16 protein-coding genes are annotated in these 16,635 nt (G+C 63.3%); 10 read left to right on the top strand and 6 right to left on the bottom strand.

Annotated features, from left to right (window positions below; translation table 11 throughout):
- Positions 1-100: 100 nt before the first annotated feature.
- The gene (locus ACZ5J0_RS03420) at positions 101-715 is read left to right on the top strand and encodes a TetR/AcrR family transcriptional regulator (RefSeq protein WP_464094178.1); all 615 of its coding nucleotides are present in this window, start codon (positions 101-103) and stop codon (positions 713-715) included.
- Positions 716-764: 49 nt separating this feature from the next.
- Here the strand turns inward: ACZ5J0_RS03420 and ACZ5J0_RS03415 are convergent, their stop codons facing one another.
- Both ACZ5J0_RS03415 and ACZ5J0_RS03410 read right to left on the bottom strand, forming a co-directional pair.
- Positions 765-1,148, bottom strand: coding sequence for a DUF1304 family protein (locus ACZ5J0_RS03415; protein WP_142936711.1), 384 nt, complete (start codon positions 1,146-1,148; stop codon positions 765-767).
- 226 nt (positions 1,149-1,374) lie between these two features.
- Positions 1,375-2,862, bottom strand: a complete 1,488-nt coding sequence (locus ACZ5J0_RS03410) for an XRE family transcriptional regulator (RefSeq protein ID WP_250819636.1) — start codon at positions 2,860-2,862, stop codon at positions 1,375-1,377.
- A 172-nt stretch (positions 2,863-3,034) separates the two neighbouring features.
- Between ACZ5J0_RS03410 and aceA the strand changes: the two genes are divergently transcribed.
- Together aceA and aceB are read left to right on the top strand one after the other, a co-directional pair.
- Positions 3,035-4,351, top strand: a complete 1,317-nt coding sequence (gene aceA, locus ACZ5J0_RS03405; RefSeq protein WP_223941747.1) for an isocitrate lyase — start codon at positions 3,035-3,037, stop codon at positions 4,349-4,351.
- Between the two features lie 221 nt (positions 4,352-4,572).
- Positions 4,573-6,225: a malate synthase A gene (gene aceB, locus ACZ5J0_RS03400; protein ID WP_223941746.1), complete on the top strand. Its 1,653-nt coding sequence runs from the start codon at positions 4,573-4,575 to the stop codon at positions 6,223-6,225.
- A 203-nt stretch (positions 6,226-6,428) separates the two neighbouring features.
- On the opposite strand, the gene ACZ5J0_RS03395 is transcribed toward aceB, so the two are convergent.
- Positions 6,429-7,622: an MFS transporter gene (locus ACZ5J0_RS03395; RefSeq protein WP_464094177.1), complete on the bottom strand. Its 1,194-nt coding sequence runs from the start codon at positions 7,620-7,622 to the stop codon at positions 6,429-6,431.
- A gap of 82 nt (positions 7,623-7,704) precedes the next feature.
- Positions 7,705-8,922 (bottom strand): ROK family transcriptional regulator, encoded by a 1,218-nt coding sequence (locus ACZ5J0_RS03390; protein WP_464094176.1) that lies wholly within the window; start codon positions 8,920-8,922, stop codon positions 7,705-7,707.
- Between the two features lie 217 nt (positions 8,923-9,139).
- Here ACZ5J0_RS03390 and ACZ5J0_RS03385 point away from each other — a divergent pair, with 217 nt between their 5' ends.
- Genes ACZ5J0_RS03385 through ACZ5J0_RS03360 form a run of 6 tightly spaced genes read left to right on the top strand, consistent with a single transcriptional unit; the run spans position 9,140 to position 14,712 of the window.
- On the top strand, positions 9,140-9,919 hold the full coding sequence (locus tag ACZ5J0_RS03385) for a sugar phosphate isomerase/epimerase family protein (RefSeq protein WP_464094175.1): 780 nt from the start codon (positions 9,140-9,142) through the stop codon (positions 9,917-9,919).
- Complete coding sequence (locus ACZ5J0_RS03380; protein ID WP_464094174.1) at positions 9,916-11,037, top strand: Gfo/Idh/MocA family protein; 1,122 nt, start codon at positions 9,916-9,918, stop codon at positions 11,035-11,037. The genes ACZ5J0_RS03385 and ACZ5J0_RS03380 overlap by 4 nt, the downstream gene beginning before the upstream one ends.
- Positions 11,038-11,054: 17 nt before the next feature.
- Positions 11,055-12,218 carry a Gfo/Idh/MocA family protein gene (locus ACZ5J0_RS03375; RefSeq protein ID WP_464094173.1) on the top strand — a complete coding sequence of 388 codons (1,164 nt, stop codon included), beginning with the start codon at positions 11,055-11,057 and terminating at the stop codon, positions 12,216-12,218.
- Position 12,219: 1 nt separating this feature from the next.
- Positions 12,220-13,221 (top strand): sugar phosphate isomerase/epimerase family protein, encoded by a 1,002-nt coding sequence (locus ACZ5J0_RS03370; protein ID WP_250819640.1) that lies wholly within the window; start codon positions 12,220-12,222, stop codon positions 13,219-13,221.
- 4 nt (positions 13,222-13,225) lie between these two features.
- The gene (locus ACZ5J0_RS03365) at positions 13,226-14,245 is read left to right on the top strand and encodes a Gfo/Idh/MocA family protein (RefSeq protein WP_464094172.1); all 1,020 of its coding nucleotides are present in this window, start codon (positions 13,226-13,228) and stop codon (positions 14,243-14,245) included.
- Complete coding sequence (locus ACZ5J0_RS03360) at positions 14,242-14,712, top strand: heme-degrading domain-containing protein (protein ID WP_142936721.1); 471 nt, start codon at positions 14,242-14,244, stop codon at positions 14,710-14,712. The genes ACZ5J0_RS03365 and ACZ5J0_RS03360 overlap by 4 nt, the downstream gene beginning before the upstream one ends.
- Here ACZ5J0_RS03360 and ACZ5J0_RS03355 read toward each other — a convergent pair.
- Together ACZ5J0_RS03355 and ACZ5J0_RS03350 are read right to left on the bottom strand one after the other, a co-directional pair.
- Positions 14,709-15,080, bottom strand: a complete 372-nt coding sequence (locus ACZ5J0_RS03355; protein ID WP_464094171.1) for a type II toxin-antitoxin system death-on-curing family toxin — start codon at positions 15,078-15,080, stop codon at positions 14,709-14,711. The two genes, ACZ5J0_RS03360 and ACZ5J0_RS03355, sit on opposite strands and share 4 nt — an antisense overlap.
- Positions 15,077-15,283 (bottom strand): ribbon-helix-helix protein, CopG family, encoded by a 207-nt coding sequence (locus tag ACZ5J0_RS03350; protein ID WP_223941739.1) that lies wholly within the window; start codon positions 15,281-15,283, stop codon positions 15,077-15,079. Before ACZ5J0_RS03350 ends, ACZ5J0_RS03355 begins: the two co-directional genes overlap by 4 nt.
- Before the next feature lie 177 nt (positions 15,284-15,460).
- Between ACZ5J0_RS03350 and ACZ5J0_RS03345 the strand changes: the two genes are divergently transcribed.
- Positions 15,461-16,492: an LLM class flavin-dependent oxidoreductase gene (locus tag ACZ5J0_RS03345; protein WP_464094170.1), complete on the top strand. Its 1,032-nt coding sequence runs from the start codon at positions 15,461-15,463 to the stop codon at positions 16,490-16,492.
- Positions 16,493-16,635: the final 143 nt, after the last annotated feature.

The raw sequence follows: 16,635 nt of genomic DNA, 5'->3' as shown, positions 1-16,635 counted from the left end.
AGACTTGTTGTTGGCTATGTGGATTCTTTCGGAGGTAGGATTCCAGAAAATAGCCGTCCGACACTCCGATCTACGTCCTGCCTGCGAGAGGAGCCCAAGCGTGGTCCGTAAGACGTCCGAAGTAGCCAGCAACGCGGGCTCGTGGCAATGGACCCGGACAGCAGTCACCCAACGCAACCTGCTGGACGCTGCCACCCACGTTTTCGTGGAACATGGCTTCACCGACGCGAGCATCTCCGACATTGTTTCCCGCGCGGGATCCAGCGTTGGCAGCCTATACCACCACTTTGGTGGCAAAACCGAACTCTTCCTCGCACTCTGGGACGACTACCAAAACGAACACGAAAAGCTCGTTGCCGCGGCCGTGGCCAAAGCCCGGAAGGCCGGCGAATCCGATCCCCTGGCACTTTTCAACGTGGGCAGCCGGAGCTACTTTGACTATACGTGGAAGCACCGGGACCTGGAGCGCGTGTTCATCGAGGGCGACACTCCCCCGGGCTTCGAAGTCCTGCGGCGGGAACGCGGGCGTGAGTGGGTCCGGCAGAACACCGTGCTCCTCGGCACCAGCGACGACACCCTGGGCCGACTCACCGTAGCCGTGATCACGGACATCGTGACGGTGTCCGGTCAGGAAGTTGCCCTGAGCGCCTCCAAGCGCGAGGCCGACGAGGTTGTTGATGCTGCGGCCGTGCTGGTGAAGCGACTGGTCCGCTGATCCCTGGCTCGCCCGCTGCCCTTGACCAGCCTTCGCCAACTACCACCCCCTAGCGAAATACAAGGTAAAAGACGATTGCCAACGCCGGGAAGAGCGCCTGGCCGATGGCGCTGAGCAGGAGGCGCTTCTCTGTGACCCACAGCCAGAAACCAAGGAAGACGTGGCACGCGCAGCAGAAAATCACTATGGCTGACCCGCTGGCGGGAGTGCCTGAGAAGTTCACTAGCCACAGGCCCACTGCGATGCCGAGGCCGAAGGTGATGTTGTAGGCGCCAACATTCATCGCCCACATCCGAACTGCGCGCACGTCTTCCGGCCTGATCAGGAAGATCCGGTGGAACCGTTGGTCGCCATGGAAGAAGATCTCCAGGACGCCAACGCTTATCAGTGCCAGGCCGGTGGATCCAGCGAGTATCTGGCTTAGCACATTCATGCCGCGCTCCTAGGCCAATCCTGCAATCTCCGCTTCTTGCGTGCAGGCTACTCCTCAGGCGCGAAGACCTTCAAGGGGCCGGGCGCCGCCGCATTGACTGTTGAGCACCAGCCATCTCATGAAGTAGCCCGGCCCTCTAATCTGAGGGTTTGGCAGCAAGCGCCATAGCCCACTACGCGGGACGTGAGAGAGCGATCGGCTCAACCACGCGGGACGTGAGAGAGCGTCAGCGCTCGGAGTGGGCCGCCAGGAAGCTGTACACCTCGGTCTCGTCCACGCCCGGGAACGCACCCGGGGGCATGGCGGCAAGCAGGTGCGAGTGTGCGCGGGCGGAGGGCCACGCATTGCCGGCCCACTCGTTCGCCAGCGAGGCCGGGGGTCGCTTGCAGCAATTCGGGTCCGGGCAGTTTGACGTTGCCCGGGCCGTGGTCTCCCGGCCACGGAACCACTTCACGTGCTGGTATGGCACCCCAATGCTCAAGGAAAATTCACCAGCGGCGGAGCGTTCGGTGCGGGCAGTACACCAGTAGGTGCCCGACGGAGTGTCCGTGTATTGGCTGTAGGCGCTGAACTTGTCCGGCACATCGAATACCGCCCGCGAGGTCCATGCCTTGCACGACGGCTGACCCTCGATGGCCCCCGTGTGGTCCTGCGGGAAGGCCACGCCATCGTTCTCGTAGGCCTTGTAGATGATGCCGGACTGGTGGGTCTTCTGGAAGTGTGTGGTGATGCCCAGGTGCTTGGTGGCGAGGTTGGTAAAGCGGTGCGCTGCGGTTTCGTAGGACACGGCGAAGGCGTCGCGGATGTCCTCCACAGCGATTTCCTTGGCAGCCTTGGCCTTCTGCAGAAATTCCACCGTGGCCTGCTCCGGCAGCAACAACGCCGCGGCAAAGTAGTTGGTGGCCACCCGCTGCGCCAGGAAATCCCCGTAGTTCCGTGGAGTTTCATGCCCCAGCACGTAGTGTCCCAGCGCCTGGAGCAAAACAGACCGCGGATCGTGATCCTGGCGCTGGTTCTGCGTGAGATAAATTCTGCGGTTCTTCAAATCGGTCACGGACCGCGTGGAGTGCGGCAAATCGCCCACGTGATGCAGCGTAAATCCAAGGTTCTCGGCGATGTCCGCAATGACGTGCTGGCTGAGCGGACCCGTGGTGTAGCCAACCCCTTTGAGGACCTTCTGCGCCTCCGCCTCATACTCGGGGAAATAGTTACCGCGCTCGCGCATCATGGCACGCAACTCGCCGTTCGCGCGGCGGGCTTCTTCCGGCGTCGCCACCTGCTCATTTAGTTTGCGTTCGAGTTCCTGAAGCAGCCCCACCTGCGACTCCAGCACATCGAGCGGAAGCCGCGAGCTGATGCGGATTTTGGGCAGATTCAGGGATTCGTACAGCGGCCCGCGCTGGTACCGTTCCAGCTCGATTTCCAAGGCTGCCCTGCGGCTGGGCGGCTCGGCCCCCAGCAGCTGATCGATGGTCACATTCAGTGACGCGGCGAGCTGCTGCAGCAGCCCCAGTTTGGGTTCGCGCTTGCCGTTTTCGATCAGGCTCAACTGGCTCGGGGCGGTCCCGACGGCGGCACTCAAGTCATCCAGCGTCAGCCCGGCCTGCTTGCGCAGATGGCGCACGCGGCGGCCAAGGCTGATGACGTCCAGTTCAGGGGACGCAGCGGACAACGACGGCGATGCTACTTCGCGATTCCAGCTCACAGGCGACATTTATTGAGAATACGCGAAGAAGTGCATTTCTTTCCATAGTTTTCCTCTAGTAACCCTCTTGGAAGTGCAGAAAAGTAGGTCTTACGAAAAAGAAATACAGATCCCGGGCAAGCCGGCCAATGCAGCAAAGGCGCAGCGGAGGCCGGCCCGGGCACCACTTAGGAGATCAAAAATGACCGCATCATTTGAACCCGCAGAGCAGTCCGCAGAGCAGCAGGCCGCAGCGCTGGAACTTGAATGGTCCGCCAACCCGCGGTGGGAAGGCGTCACCCGTGATTACTCGGCCACCGACGTCGTCCGCCTCCGTGGTCGCGTCTCCGAAGAGCACACCCTGGCCCGCCGCGGTTCAGAGAAGCTGTGGAAGCAGCTCACCGAGGAAGCTCCCACCGGTGGCTACACCAACGCCTTGGGCGCACTGACCGGAAACCAGGCGGTTCAGCAGGTCAAGGCTGGTCTCCGAGCCATCTACCTCTCCGGTTGGCAGGTAGCCGCCGACGCCAACCTTTCGGGCCAGACCTACCCGGACCAGTCCCTGTACCCGGCCAACTCGGTACCCCAGGTTGTCCGCCGCATCAACAACGCCCTGCTCCGCGCAGACCAGATCGAGTATGCCGAGGGCGTCAAGACCGTTGAGGACTGGCTGGTCCCGATCGTCGCCGACGCCGAAGCAGGATTCGGTGGCCCGCTGAACGCCTACGAACTCATGAAGTCCATGATCACCGCCGGCGCCTCGGGCGTTCACTGGGAAGACCAGCTCGCTTCCGAGAAGAAGTGTGGCCACCTGGGCGGCAAGGTCCTGATCCCCACCCAGCAGCACATCCGGACCCTGAACGCAGCCCGCCTGGCAGCCGACGTCGCCGGTACCCCCACCGTGGTCATCGCCCGCACGGACGCCGAGGCAGCAACCCTGATCACCTCAGACGTTGACGAGCGCGACCAGGAATTCATCACCGGCGAACGTACCGCCGAGGGCTTCTACAAGGTCCGCAACGGAATCGAACCGTGCATCGCCCGTGCAAAGGCCTACGCACCGTACTCCGACCTCATCTGGATGGAGACCGGCACCCCGGACCTGGAACTGGCCCGTAAGTTCGCCGAATCGGTCAAGGCGGAGTTCCCGGACCAGATGCTCTCCTACAACTGCTCCCCGTCCTTCAACTGGCGCAAGCACCTGGACGACGCCACCATCGCCAAGTTCCAGCGTGAGCTCGGTGCCATGGGCTTCACGTTCCAGTTCATCACCCTGGCCGGATTCCACGCCCTTAACTACTCCATGTTCGATCTCGCCCACGGCTACGCCCGTGAAGGCATGAGCGCCTACGTCGAGCTCCAGGAGAAGGAATTCGCCTCCGAGTCCCGCGGCTACACCGCCACCAAGCACCAGCGCGAAGTCGGCACCGGCTACTTCGACGACATCGCAACCGCGCTCAACCCGAACGCATCCACTTTGGCCCTGGTGGGATCCACCGAAGAAGGCCAATTCCACTAATCAACACCCGACGGCAGCTGGTCCCGGCCTGAACCTCCGGCCTACAGACCGGCAACGCTCTGCCTGCTATCCCCATATCCGCCCTATGACCTCGTAGAACTCGGTCGAGGGCGGATACAGGGCCCCTTTACGCAGGCTGCCGCATTACCGGCCCTTCGGCCTCGTGCGCACCTCACGGACGTGCCGCCGTCGAACATTTGCTTCTCATAGGAGAGATTGAAATGAACAGCTTCACTGACAACTTCACTATCAATGGCATCACCATCACCGCGCAGCCCATTTGCCGGCAGAACGAGGTCCTCACGCCGGACGCCCTCGAGTTCATTGGCAAGTTGCATCGGGCGACGGCGGATCGTCGTCAGGAGCTGATGCAGGCGCGGCACGCCCGCCGCAACCAGATTTCAGGGGGCCAGGATCCGCGGTTCCTGCCGCAGACCGAGGCCATCCGGAATGACCCGTCTTGGCGGGTCGCTCCCCCGGCGCCCGGGCTGGAGGATCGTCGTGTTGAGATCACGGGCCCGGTGGATAAGAAGATGACCATCAATGCCCTGAACTCTGGTGCGAAGGTGTGGCTGGCGGACATGGAGGACTCGTCCACGCCGACGTGGCGCAACGTGATTCAGGGGCAGCTGAACCTGACGGATGCGCTGGAGCGGCGCATCGACTTCACGTCCCCTGAGGGCAAGGAATACAAGCTCAAGGCCGCCGAGGACCTGCCCACCATCGTGGTTCGTCCCCGTGGCTGGCACCTGCCCGAGAAGCACATGCTGATCGACGGCAAGCCGATCGCCGGCGGCATTGTGGACTTCGGTTTGTTCTTCTTCCACAATGCCCGCCGCCTGCTCGCCCAGGGCAAGGGCCCGTACTTCTACCTGCCGAAGATCGAGAACCACCTCGAAGCACGGTTGTGGAACGACATCTTCGTCCTGGCGCAGGACCTGCTGGGCATCCCGCAGGGCACCATCCGCGCCACGGTGCTGATCGAAACCATCACCGCCGCGTTTGAGATGGAAGAGATCCTGTACGAACTTCGGGACCATGCTTCGGGTTTGAACGCCGGCCGCTGGGACTACATCTTCTCCCTGATCAAGAACTTCCGCACCCGTGGACCGCGTTTCGTGCTCCCGGACCGTGGCCAGGTGACCATGACCCAGCCGTTCATGCGTGCTTACACCGAGCAGTTGGTCCGGGCCTGCCACCGCCGCGGTGCCATGGCCATTGGGGGCATGGCAGCAGCGGTTCCGAACCGGAAGGACGAGGCCGCGAACACGGCGTCGTTCGAGAAGGTTCGTGCTGACAAGACCCGCGAGGCCAACGACGGCTTTGACGGTTCGTGGGTGGCCCACCCGGATCTGGTGCCCGTGGCACGCGAGGTCTTTGACAAGGTGCTGGGCAACAAGCCCAACCAGTTGGACCGCTCCCGCGAGGACGTCACCCCGGATGACCGTGCACTGATCGACATCGCCAGCACCGAGGGCACCATCACCGAGGGCGGGGTTCGCCTGAACATCGAGGTGGGCATCCGCTACATCGAGTCCTGGCTGCGCGGCAACGGGGCCGTGGCCATCCACAACCTCATGGAAGACGCCGCCACAGCGGAGATCTCCCGTTCCCAGCTCTGGCAGTGGATCCACTCCCACGCCATCACGGACCACGGAGACATCATCACCGCGCAGTGGGTGGAGGACATGCTGGATGAGGAATACGCCCGCCTGGAACGCTTCGACGGAGACCGCTTCGCTGACGCCCGCGCCATCTTCGAAGAAGTCACCTTGGCCGAAGAATTCCCCACCTTCCTGACCATCCCCGCGTACGCCCGCTTCCTCACCGAGGCCCGTGAAGAGGCCACGAAAGAGGAGCTCGTCGCCGCTTAGATCTACTGAGTAGCGACACAATCAAGCCCCGACGCTGGGCTGCCTGCACTTTTCGCAACAAGTGACCCCGACCGCCGGGGAGGCAGCCCAGCAGCGGGGCTTCTCCATGCCCGGGCCCTCCCGATTCGATGGCTCGCTGCACACCGTGCCGTGCGAACGGCATCCTCCGCAGGGAACCCCCGAATCGGGCACGCGAGAAGAGCTCAGCGCTGACGGGCCACCCAGCGCACGGACAAGGTGGTGCACACACAGAACGCGAGCACCGAGCCGAGGATCACGAAGAGCGGCACCGTCCACCCATCGGTCTCACTGTGCACGAACCCAACAACAGTGGGAGCCAACGCGGCGAAGCAATAACCAACCCCTTGCACCACAGCGGACATCTTCCCGGCCGCGGCCTGCGACTGCGCAAACTTGATGATGGCAATGAAGATCACCGTGATCCCGCCACCCTGCGCAACACCGCCCAGTGAGGACCACAACCACCAGAAACCAGGAGCCAGCAACAAGCCCACGGGAACCGTCAGCCACAGCGCGCTCAAGGTGACCGCCACCGTCGTCGTACTGGTGAAACGGGCCAGGAGTGGCACGCCCAGGCCGCCCACGATCGCGAAAATCTGGAACAGCGAGGACCCCGCACCGGCTTCGGCGGTACCCATGGCGAGTTCGTCGGCAAGAAAACTGGGCAACCACGCGGTGACCCCGTAGTAGGAGAACGCCTGACCCGCGAAGCCGAGAGTCAGGCCCACAGTCAGCCAGCGAACACCCGCAACAGGACCGGCCCCGGAAGCAACAGGCAAGGGAACCGCAGCGGGAACAAACGCCCGCCGCGCACCCACTGTTGGAACCCAGAACAGAATGGCCGCCAACGCCAACAGAGCGCTCGCAGCCAGGGCAAGCCGCCAGCCCACCAGTTCGGCGAGGGGCGCGGTGGCCACGGAGGTAAGGAATGAGCCCACGTTGAGTGCAGCAGTGTAAACGCCCATGGCGGTTGCCTGACGCCGCGGTGCGAAGTCTCGACGGATGATCAGCGGCACTGCAATATTGCCGATGGTGATGGCCACGCCAATGATGACCGTGCCCACCATCACCGAGGCGCCACCGCCGCTGGATCGAATCACCACACCGGTCAGCACCCCCAGCAGGGTGAGCATCACCGCGAATTCAGCCCCCAGGCGGCGCCCGGCCAACGAAGCCAAAGGCGAAGCAAGGGAGAAGCAGAGGACGGGAATGCCGGTCAGGAGCCCGAGTTCCACAGGCGAGAATCCGAGATCCTGCTGTAACGAATCCACCACGGGCGCCACCGCCACGAAGGGTGCGCGCATGTTCAGGGCAATGAGGCCGATGCACGCGAGGATCAGCCAGCCGCGGGGAATTCTGGCGAGGAACCGGGTCATTGGGCGCACGGGGAAGCGAAGAAAGTACTCATCACTTTCATTGCTATCACGCTCCCACGCCGCGGAAGCCCATAAGAAGGGCTTAGCCCGCCGCTTGGAGCGTGGCCTCAATCACGGACGGTGACAGAACATGCTGGGTCACCAGGTGGCTGGCGCCAAGGATCGCCGCGCGCTGACCGGCCATGGAAATGCCGATGCGCAGGTGCGTGGTGGCCAGGGGCAAGGACCGCCGGTAGACCACTTCGCGGATCCCGGCCACCAGGTGCTCACCCGCCTCCCCCACGCTGCCGCCGATGATGATCATGGACGGGTTGAGCAGGTTGACCACGGTGGCTAAAACATCGCCAACATCGCGTCCGGCCTGCCGAAGCGTCTGGATGGCCTGCAGGTTTCCTTCGCCAACGAGTCGCAGGACGTCGGCGCCGCTGGCAGCTTCCAGCCCTTGTGCCTGCAGTTGACGCGCGACGGCGGGACCTGAGGCCAGCGCCTCGAGGCAGCCGTGGTTGCCGCAGCGGCAGAGGACGTCGTCACCGCGGGGCACGCGGACGTGGCCGAGGTCGCCGGCGGTGCCGTTGGCGCCGCGCTGTAATTGTCCGCTGCTGATGATGCCCGCGCCGATTCCGGTGGCCACTTTGATGAAGAGGAAGTTTTCATGGTCCGGCCAGTACGCGGTGCGTTCACCGAGGGCCATGATGTTGACGTCGTTGTCCACCAGGACTGGAACCGGCAGGGAGCGCTGAACGTACGTGACGACGTCGAATCCGTCCCAGCCAGGCATGATGGGCGGCTTTACCGGCCTGCCGCTGGCGTGTTCCACGGGACCGGGCAGGCCGATGCCTATTCCGGCGAGCTCGCCGGGTTCGCGGCCGGCTTCGGCCAGGAGTTCCATGCCCGCTGAAACCACGCGGCCCAGGACCACGTCCGGCCCGTCAGCGACCTCCTGCGTCAGCCGTCGCTCGGCCACAACGTCGCCGCCGAGATCGGTGACGGCAACAATCACGTGGGTAGCTCCGACGTCGACGGCCAGGACAACGCGCGCGGCGGGGTTGAACGCAACGCGCGACGGCGGCCTGCCGCCTGTGGAGCTCGCCTCGCCAGCAGGGCCGACGAGCCCTGAGCTGATGAGGGCGTCAATCCTTGAGGCAACGGTGGAGCGGGCAAGGCCAGTGGTTTCTGCAAGCTCAGCCCGGGTGCGCGCCTTACCGTCGCGGAGGAGTTGGAAGAGATTTCCGGCGCGGGAGAGATTGCCGGCTTCGGGCACGGAGCTATTTCCGGCGTCGATTCCGGCCTCAGATGTCATGCAATTAGTGAAGCATGATTGCTTATGCATGTCATCCAGCAGAAGTTTTGCGGAATTCTTGCAACTTTTGCTAGACGCTAGGCAAAAGTCCCTTTAGGCTGAAGGAGTTGGTGTCCAGTCCATTGACGTGTGGAATCGGTGGCTCCCCGAGGGGGCGCTCACTAGACTGGCGCCAAGGCCCTGAAATCCCGGAAAAGCACTCCCGAAAAGGATCCCCATGTCGTATTCGCTCCAGCTGTATACCCTCCGAGATGCCATCCAGGAGGACCTGCCAGGCACCATCAAGAGGGTTGCCGAGATCGGTTTCACGCAGGTGGAGCCCTATAACTTCGTGGCCACGGCCAAGGAACTTGGCGCGGCGTTAAAGGAGAACGGCCTGACGGCTCCGTCCGGCCATGCCCCGCTGTTGAGCCAGGACCAGGATGAGATCTTTGCAGCAGCCAAGGAGCTGGGCATCACCACGGTGATCGATCCATTCCTTCCCGCCGAGCACTGGCAGTCGGCCCAGGACATCCAGGCCACCGCGGCCAAGCTCAACGCAGCAGCGAAGAAGGGTGCCGAGTACGGCATCCGCGTCGGCTACCACAACCACGCATGGGAGCTGGAGTCCACCATCGAAGGCAAAACCGCCCTGGAGTACCTCGAAGGTTTGCTGGATCCCGAACTCGTCCTTGAAGTAGACACGTACTGGGTTGCCGTCGGTGGCCAGGACCCCGTGGAACTGCTGGCACGCCTGGGTGACCGCGTGAAGCTCATCCACATCAAGGACGGCCCGGCCACCACCGACACCAAAGCCCAGCAGCCCGCAGGCCAGGGCACCGTCCCGGTGCTGGACGTCATCGCCGCAGCGAAGTCCCTGGAAGTGGGCGTGGTGGAATTCGATGACTACTCCGGAGACATCTTCCAAGGCATCACCGAGAGCTTGAACTACCTCACCGCAGCGGCCAGCGCAGACGCTGCAACCGACACCCAGGCAGCAAAAGGAGCCAAGGCATGAGCTTCGCACCGTCTACCCGCAAAGGCCCCGTGGGCGTTGCCGTCATCGGCGCGGGCAACATCAGCAAGCAGTACCTGGACAACCTCACGGTCTTCCCGGACCTGAAAGTCCTGGTGATCGCGGACCTCTTCGAAGAGGCAGCAAAGGCGCGCGCCGAAGAATACGGGATCCCCGAATTCGGTGCCCCGGAGCTGGCCCTGAACCACCCCGACGTCGAGATCATCGTGAACCTGACCATCCCGGCAGCGCACGTCGAGGTCGCCACCGCAGCCGTCAACGCGGGCAAGCACGTCTGGACCGAGAAGCCCTTCTCCTTGAACCGCGAATCCGGGCTCGGCCTGCTCAAGGCAGCCGACGCCGCTGGGATCCGCCTGGGCACGGCCCCGGACACGTTCCTCGGCGCCGGGCTGCAAACCGCCCGACGCATCATTGAGCGCGGCGACATCGGCACACCCCTGACCGGCATGACCACGTTCCAAACCCCCGGCCCGGAGTCCTGGCACCCCAACCCCGCGTTCCTGTTCCAGCACGGCGCCGGCCCCCTGTTCGACATGGGCCCGTACTACCTCACCGCCCTGATCCAGACCTTCGGATCGATCCGCAAGGTGGCCGCCGTCGGTTCCTCCGCCAAAGCGACCCGCGTCATTGGTTCCGGCCCCAAGGCAGGCGAGGAATTCGCCGTCGAGGTCCCCACCCACGTCTCCGCGATGGCGCAGTTCGAAGGCGGCCAGTCCTCCCACAGCGTGTTCTCCTTCGAATCACCGCGCCTGCGGATGGGCTTCGTGGAAATCACCGGCTCTGAGGCCACCCTGTCCCTCCCGGATCCGAACTACTTCGACGGCGACCTCAAGCTCTGGCGTCCCGGCGCGGAAGAGTCGGAGATCATCCCTGCAACGGGTCCGGCCAACGGCCGTGGCCTGGGTGTTCTGGACATGGCCCGCGCCCTTCGTGCCGGAACTGCCCACCGGGCCACCGGCGACCTCGCCTACCACGTGCTGGACAGCATGGTTTCCATATCCGAATCCGTGGAATCGGGTACCTTCGTGGACGTCACCAGCAACGCACCCGCCTCGGCCGCCCTCCCCGAGGACTGGGCACCCGAAACCGCCACCCTCTAGAGCCGGCGACGAACCTGATGACTATTCCTACATCCTCGCCGCTGGGCGTCGCGGTAATCGGTTACGCCTTCATGGGTAAGGCCCACTCGAATGCTTGGCGGAACGTCTCCAGCTTCTTCGACGTCCCGGCCTTCGAGCAAAAAGTGCTGGTGGGCCGGGACGCAGATGCCGTCGCGGAAGCCGCCGCCAAGTACGGCTGGGCCGAGTCCGCCACTGACTGGCGCTCCGTGATCGAACGGGACGACATCCACATCATCGATATCTGCGCACCGGGCTGGATGCACGCCGAAATCGCCATCGCGGCTTTGGAAGCGGGCAAGCACGTTCTGGTGGAGAAGCCGCTGGCCAACACCTTGGGTGAGGCCGAGCTGATGACCGCAGCCGCCGCAAAGGCCCGGGACCGCGGTGTGCAGTCGATGATCGGCTTCAACTACCGCCGCGTCCCAGCGCTTGCCCTCGCCAAGGAACTCATTGCGGAAGGTCGTCTCGGCACAGTCCGGCATGTTCGCGCCGCGTACCTGCAGGACTGGCTGACCGACGCCCAGTCCCCCATGTCCTGGCGCCTCCGCAAGGAAACCGCCGGATCCGGCGCCCTGGGCGACATCGCCTCTCACGCCATCGACCAGGTCCTGTACCTTCTGAACGATGCTGTCACCGAGGTTTCGGGCCGCCTGCAGACTTTTGTTGATCAGCGCCCCGGCGCAGAGGGCCCGGAGGATGTCACGGTCGACGACGCCGCCTGGGTAAACCTCTCGCTCGCCTCCGGAGCAATCGCCTCAGTTGAAGCTTCCCGCGTAGCGACTGGCCAGAAGAACTCCCTGAGACTGGAAATCTACGGCTCGCTTGGTTCAATGACCTTTGACCTGGAGAACCTGAACGAACTCTATTTCATGGACACCACAGTGCCCGTCCGCGAGCAGGGCTTCCGCCGGATCCTGGTCAACGAGGCCGAACACCCGTACCTGGAAGCGTGGTGGCCGCAAGGTCACATCATCGGCTGGGAACACACCTTCACGCACCAGATCCGCGACTTCCTCACCGCGATCGCCGCGGGTGAGTCGCCGTCGCCGTCGTTTGAAGAGGGACTGAACGTCCAGCACATCCTGGCCGCCGTGGAAGAGTCCGCAGCCGCCAAAAGCTCACTGATCCAGCTCACCGCATCCGTTACTGAAGGAGCCTGACATGCCCCGCCCGTACACCCTGTTCACCGGCCAGTGGGCCGACCTCCCCTTCGAGGAAGTCGCGCGTCTTGCTTCCGGCTGGGGCTACGACGGCCTGGAAATCGCCGTCTCCGGAGACCATCTGGACGCCTGGCGCTGGGACGAACCCGGCTACGTCGAATCCAAACTCGCTGTCCTGGAAAAGTACAACCTCAAGGTCTGGGCCATCTCCAACCACCTCAAGGGCCAGGCAGTATGCGATGACCCCATCGACTTCCGCCACGAAGCGATCGTCGGCTCACGCGTCTGGGGCGACGGGGAACCCGAAGGCGTCCGCCAACGCGCCGCCGAAGAAATGAAACACACCGCCCGCCTCGCCCGCGCCCTCGGCGTGGACACCGTCGTCGGGTTCACCGGCTCCTCCATCTGGCAGTACGTCGCCATGTTCCCTCCCGTCCCGGAGAAGGTCATCGACGCCGGCTATCAGGACTTCGCCGACCGCTGGAACCCCATCCTGGACGTCTTCGACGAATGCGGCGTCCGCTTCGCCCACGAAGTCCACCCGTCCGAGATCGCCTACGACTACTGGACCACCGTCCGGACCCTCGAAGCGATCGGCCACCGCGAAGCGTTCGGCCTGAACTGGGACCCGTCCCACTTCATGTGGCAGGGCATCGATCCCGTGTCCTTCATCTGGGACTTCAAGGACCGGATTTACCACGTGGACTGCAAGGACACCAAGCTGCGCCCCACCGGCCGGAACACCGTCATGGGCTCGCACCTGCCCTGGGGAGATCCCCGCCGTGGCTGGGACTTCGTCTCCGCAGGACGAGGCGACGTGCCCTGGGAATCGTCCTTCCGTGCCCTCACCGCCATCGGTTACAACGGCCCCATCTCCGTAGAATGGGAAGACGCAGGAATGGACCGACTCCACGGCGCCCCGGAAGCGCTGGCCGCCCTCAAGAAGTTCGACTTCCCGGCTTCGCAGACCTCCTTCGACGCCGCCTTCAGCAGCAAGGACTAAGCACGTGACCCTCAGCAACGGCACCTCTGATGGAACTATCCGCTGGGGAATCCTCGGCACAGGATTCATCGCAGGGCTCCAGACCAAGGACTTGAAGGAGAACGGTTTCACGGTGCAAGCCGTGGGATCGCGATCGTTAGAATCGAGTGAGTCGTTCGCTGGGGAGTACGGCGTGGCCACCGCGCATGGCAGCTATGAGGACCTTGTTGCAGATCCCCTGGTTGATGTGGTCTACGTGGCCACGCCGCACCCTTTCCACCATGAGAACGCCCTCTTGGCGTTGAATGCGGGCAAGCACGTCCTGGTGGAGAAGGCGTTCACCATGAATGCCCGCCAGGCACAGGACATTGTTGACCTCGCGGAATCCAAGGGGCTCGTGGCGCTGGAGGCCATGTGGACCCGGTTCCTGCCGCACATGATTCGCCTCCGGGACATCATCGCTTCAGGAACCATCGGTGCGGTACGCAAGGTGGTGGCCACCCACAACCAGAGCCTTCCCAAGGATCCCGCCCACCGGCTCAACGATCCCGCCCTGGGCGGCGGGGCGCTGCTGGACCTGGGCATCTACCCGGTTTCCTTTGCCTTCGACATCCTGGGCACTCCTGCGTCCATAAAGGCCAGCGCCTCCATGTCGGCCACCGGAGTCGATCGTCAGACCGCAGCAATCTTCGAATACGCCAGTGGTGCCCAGGCGATGGTGGATTGCGAACTCGACGCCGCCGGCGCCAACCGTGCCATGGTGATCGGCAGCGAAGGGTGGATCGACATAGAAAGCACATGGTACAACCCGGTTCCCTTCACCGTTCATGCCGTGGACGGCAGTGTCATTGAGCGGTATGACCAGCCCGTCACCAGCCGCGGCATGCAGTATCAGGCTGCTGAACTGGAACGCCTGATCCGCTCAGGTGAGACTGCCGGAACCATCCTGCCGCCAGCCGAGACCGTGGCCATCATGGCCGCCATGGACGAAATCCGGCGCCAGGTAGGACTGAGCTACGACGCTGACCGGGTTGGTGCGGCATGAGCGAATCTGCACGCATGGTGGAGCTGAAGCAGCAGGAAGATGAACTGGTGTTCGGTTCATTCGATCACCATGACGCATGGCGACTCGGCTCACTGATCGCCAACCACGCCATCGCGTCGGACTTCGGCGTCGCGATCGATATCCGCAGGCACAACATTGTGCTGTTCCGCTGCGTCCTGCCCGGTGCCACGGGCGACCAGGAAGAGTGGATCCGCCGCAAGTCCGCCGCCGTGCTGCGATTCGAGCACAGTACGGCATTGTTGGGTGAACAATTCGCCGAGCGCAACCCGTTGGGCGGCGGATGGCTTGCCCCCGAGGACTACACCCTCGACGGCGGTTCCTTCCCCATCCGCGTCCGGGGAGCCGGTGTGATCGGTGCTGTCACGGTTTCGGGGCTGAGCTCTGACGAGGACCACCAGATGGTGGTGGACGGAATACGGAACTACCTGAAGACGGTAGGGGTCTAGCGGCGGGGCACCAAGTGCTGAGAAATCTCAGCGGAAGAATCCCGCAGTTCGATGGCGCCCGCGGCGACTCCAACCACAAGCTCGAAGCCTTTTTCCGTGGTGAAGTCATGCTTATATCCGTTGATCCACAGCAACAGCACCATGAGCGTCCACGCAGTTCGCTTGTTCCCATCTATGAGGGGATGGAACCGGGCGACAGACTCCAATAGCGCAGCTGCCTTAATTGCAAGATCAGGATAGGCTTCCGCTCCCATGACAGTTGTAGCCGGCCTGGCCAACGCCGAGGCCAACAAGCCAACATCGCGAATATGAAAGCCGTACCGGTCAACGACTTGAAGGGCGTCTTCAATGTCCAGGTACGCTGTCACGCGTCCTCAAGGCGCGTCAGCAGCTCAGCATCATGACTCATCACGAAATCAAGGCCTTCACTGATTTCGCGTCGACGCGCATGACGCTGCAGAACCAACTCTGCCCCCTGCAACAGGAGTGCGGACTTGGACGTGTGTTCCTCTGCGGCCAACTTCTCCAGCCGTCGATCGAGGTCTTCTGGGACGCGCAGATTCATAGCCATGGTTCGATGGTACCAAAGCGGTACCTTGGACCTTGGAAGCCGTCATCAGTCACGTCGCTGTGAAGAAGCTGTGCTTGGCGTAACGTGCACCCATCACAAAAGGTAACGTCCCGCCGTCGTCCTCGGTACCGGCAATTATTCTGGGCAGTAACCTCACGCCCAGCCCGAAGGAAGCCCATGCCAACCCAAGAACATCCCCTCCGCAAGCTTGGATTCCTCACCATCGGCCTGTTCGACCCCACCGATCCGGCCGCCGGGCACCGATCCACGCTGGAGATCATTGAACTCGGCGAGCGGCTGGGGTTCGACAGCGCATGGTTGCGGCACCGCCATCTGCAGTTCGGCATCTCCTCCCCCGTGGCGGTGATGGCCGCCGCCAGCCAACGCACGTCCAGGATTGAACTCGGCACCGCAGTAACGCCGCTGGGTTGGGAAAACCCGTTACGCCTGGCAGAGGACCTGGCCACCGTGGACCTACTCGCGGGGGGACGGATCAATCCGGGGCTGAGCGTGGGCGAACCCATGAACTACCACACCGTGAAGCATGAGCTGTACCCGGATTCTTCGGAATCAGAAGACTTCTCATATGCCCGCGTGGACCGGTTCGCACGGTTGGTGGCAGGCGAAAAAGTAAGGGACTTCTCCGGCAAGCAGGGCGTTGTGGAGGAGTACTCCAACCGGGTGGAGCCGCACTCACCCGGACTGCGCAGCCGCCTTTGGTACGGGGCGGGCAGCATGAAGTCGGCCGTATGGGCGGGGGCCAACGGCTTCAATCTGCTGTCCAGCAGCGTGATTTTCCCGGATAAGGACCAGGAACCGGACTTTGCCAGGGTCCAACAATCACAGATCCGGGCGTACCGTGAAGCCGCAGCAGCGTCCGGAAACACCGCCCGGGCTTCGCAGGGCCTGGTGGTCATCCCCACCGATTCGGCTTCCGCGGCCCAGCAGGAGAAATACCAGCGCTACGTCGATCAGCGCACTCCGCGGACCAGCGCTCCGCAGGGGCCCAAGGGCATGCTTTTCGCAAAGGACCTTATTGGCACCAGCGACGAAATCGCCGCGCAACTGTACGCCCATGAGGGCTTTCAGGAAGTGGACGAAGTCGCCTTCGCCCTGCCGTTCAGTTTTGACCACGAGGACTACGTGCAGATCCTTAGCGACATCGCCGGGAAGCTGGGGCCGGCATTGGGCTGGAACCCGACCGCATGAGCACCTAGCGCTGAAATGCACATTTCAGCGTAGAAAAGCCTAATTGGTGTATGAGCGAGATGACAGTCACTGTTGCGCGAAGTCGGCTTTCCGAAGCGGTTGATACCGCGCGAGTAAGCCACGAACCGGTGTATTTGCTGCGC

The organism is Arthrobacter sp. DualSoilB13, assembly GCF_055389195.1.
Note: the sequence above shows the minus strand (reverse complement) of the source record. Positions and strands in the feature narration are given on the sequence as shown.

Bases quoted from the DNA above. Each gene is read 5' to 3' on its own strand.
- ACZ5J0_RS03415 (WP_142936711.1), bottom strand. From the start codon at position 1,148: ATGAATGTGCTAAGCCAGATACTCGCTGGATCCACCGGCCTGGCACTG.
- ACZ5J0_RS03410 (WP_250819636.1), bottom strand. From the start codon at position 2,862: ATGTCGCCTGTGAGCTGGAATCGCGAAGTAGCATCGCCGTCGTTGTCC.
- aceA (WP_223941747.1), top strand. From the start codon at position 3,035: ATGACCGCATCATTTGAACCCGCAGAGCAGTCCGCAGAGCAGCAGGCC.
- aceB (WP_223941746.1), top strand. From the start codon at position 4,573: ATGAACAGCTTCACTGACAACTTCACTATCAATGGCATCACCATCACC.
- ACZ5J0_RS03395 (WP_464094177.1), bottom strand. From the start codon at position 7,622: ATGACCCGGTTCCTCGCCAGAATTCCCCGCGGCTGGCTGATCCTCGCG.
- ACZ5J0_RS03390 (WP_464094176.1), bottom strand. From the start codon at position 8,922: ATGACATCTGAGGCCGGAATCGACGCCGGAAATAGCTCCGTGCCCGAA.
- ACZ5J0_RS03385 (WP_464094175.1), top strand. From the start codon at position 9,140: ATGTCGTATTCGCTCCAGCTGTATACCCTCCGAGATGCCATCCAGGAG.
- ACZ5J0_RS03380 (WP_464094174.1), top strand. From the start codon at position 9,916: ATGAGCTTCGCACCGTCTACCCGCAAAGGCCCCGTGGGCGTTGCCGTC.
- ACZ5J0_RS03375 (WP_464094173.1), top strand. From the start codon at position 11,055: ATGACTATTCCTACATCCTCGCCGCTGGGCGTCGCGGTAATCGGTTAC.
- ACZ5J0_RS03370 (WP_250819640.1), top strand. From the start codon at position 12,220: ATGCCCCGCCCGTACACCCTGTTCACCGGCCAGTGGGCCGACCTCCCC.
- ACZ5J0_RS03360 (WP_142936721.1), top strand. From the start codon at position 14,242: ATGAGCGAATCTGCACGCATGGTGGAGCTGAAGCAGCAGGAAGATGAA.
- ACZ5J0_RS03350 (WP_223941739.1), bottom strand. From the start codon at position 15,283: ATGGCTATGAATCTGCGCGTCCCAGAAGACCTCGATCGACGGCTGGAG.
- ACZ5J0_RS03345 (WP_464094170.1), top strand. From the start codon at position 15,461: ATGCCAACCCAAGAACATCCCCTCCGCAAGCTTGGATTCCTCACCATC.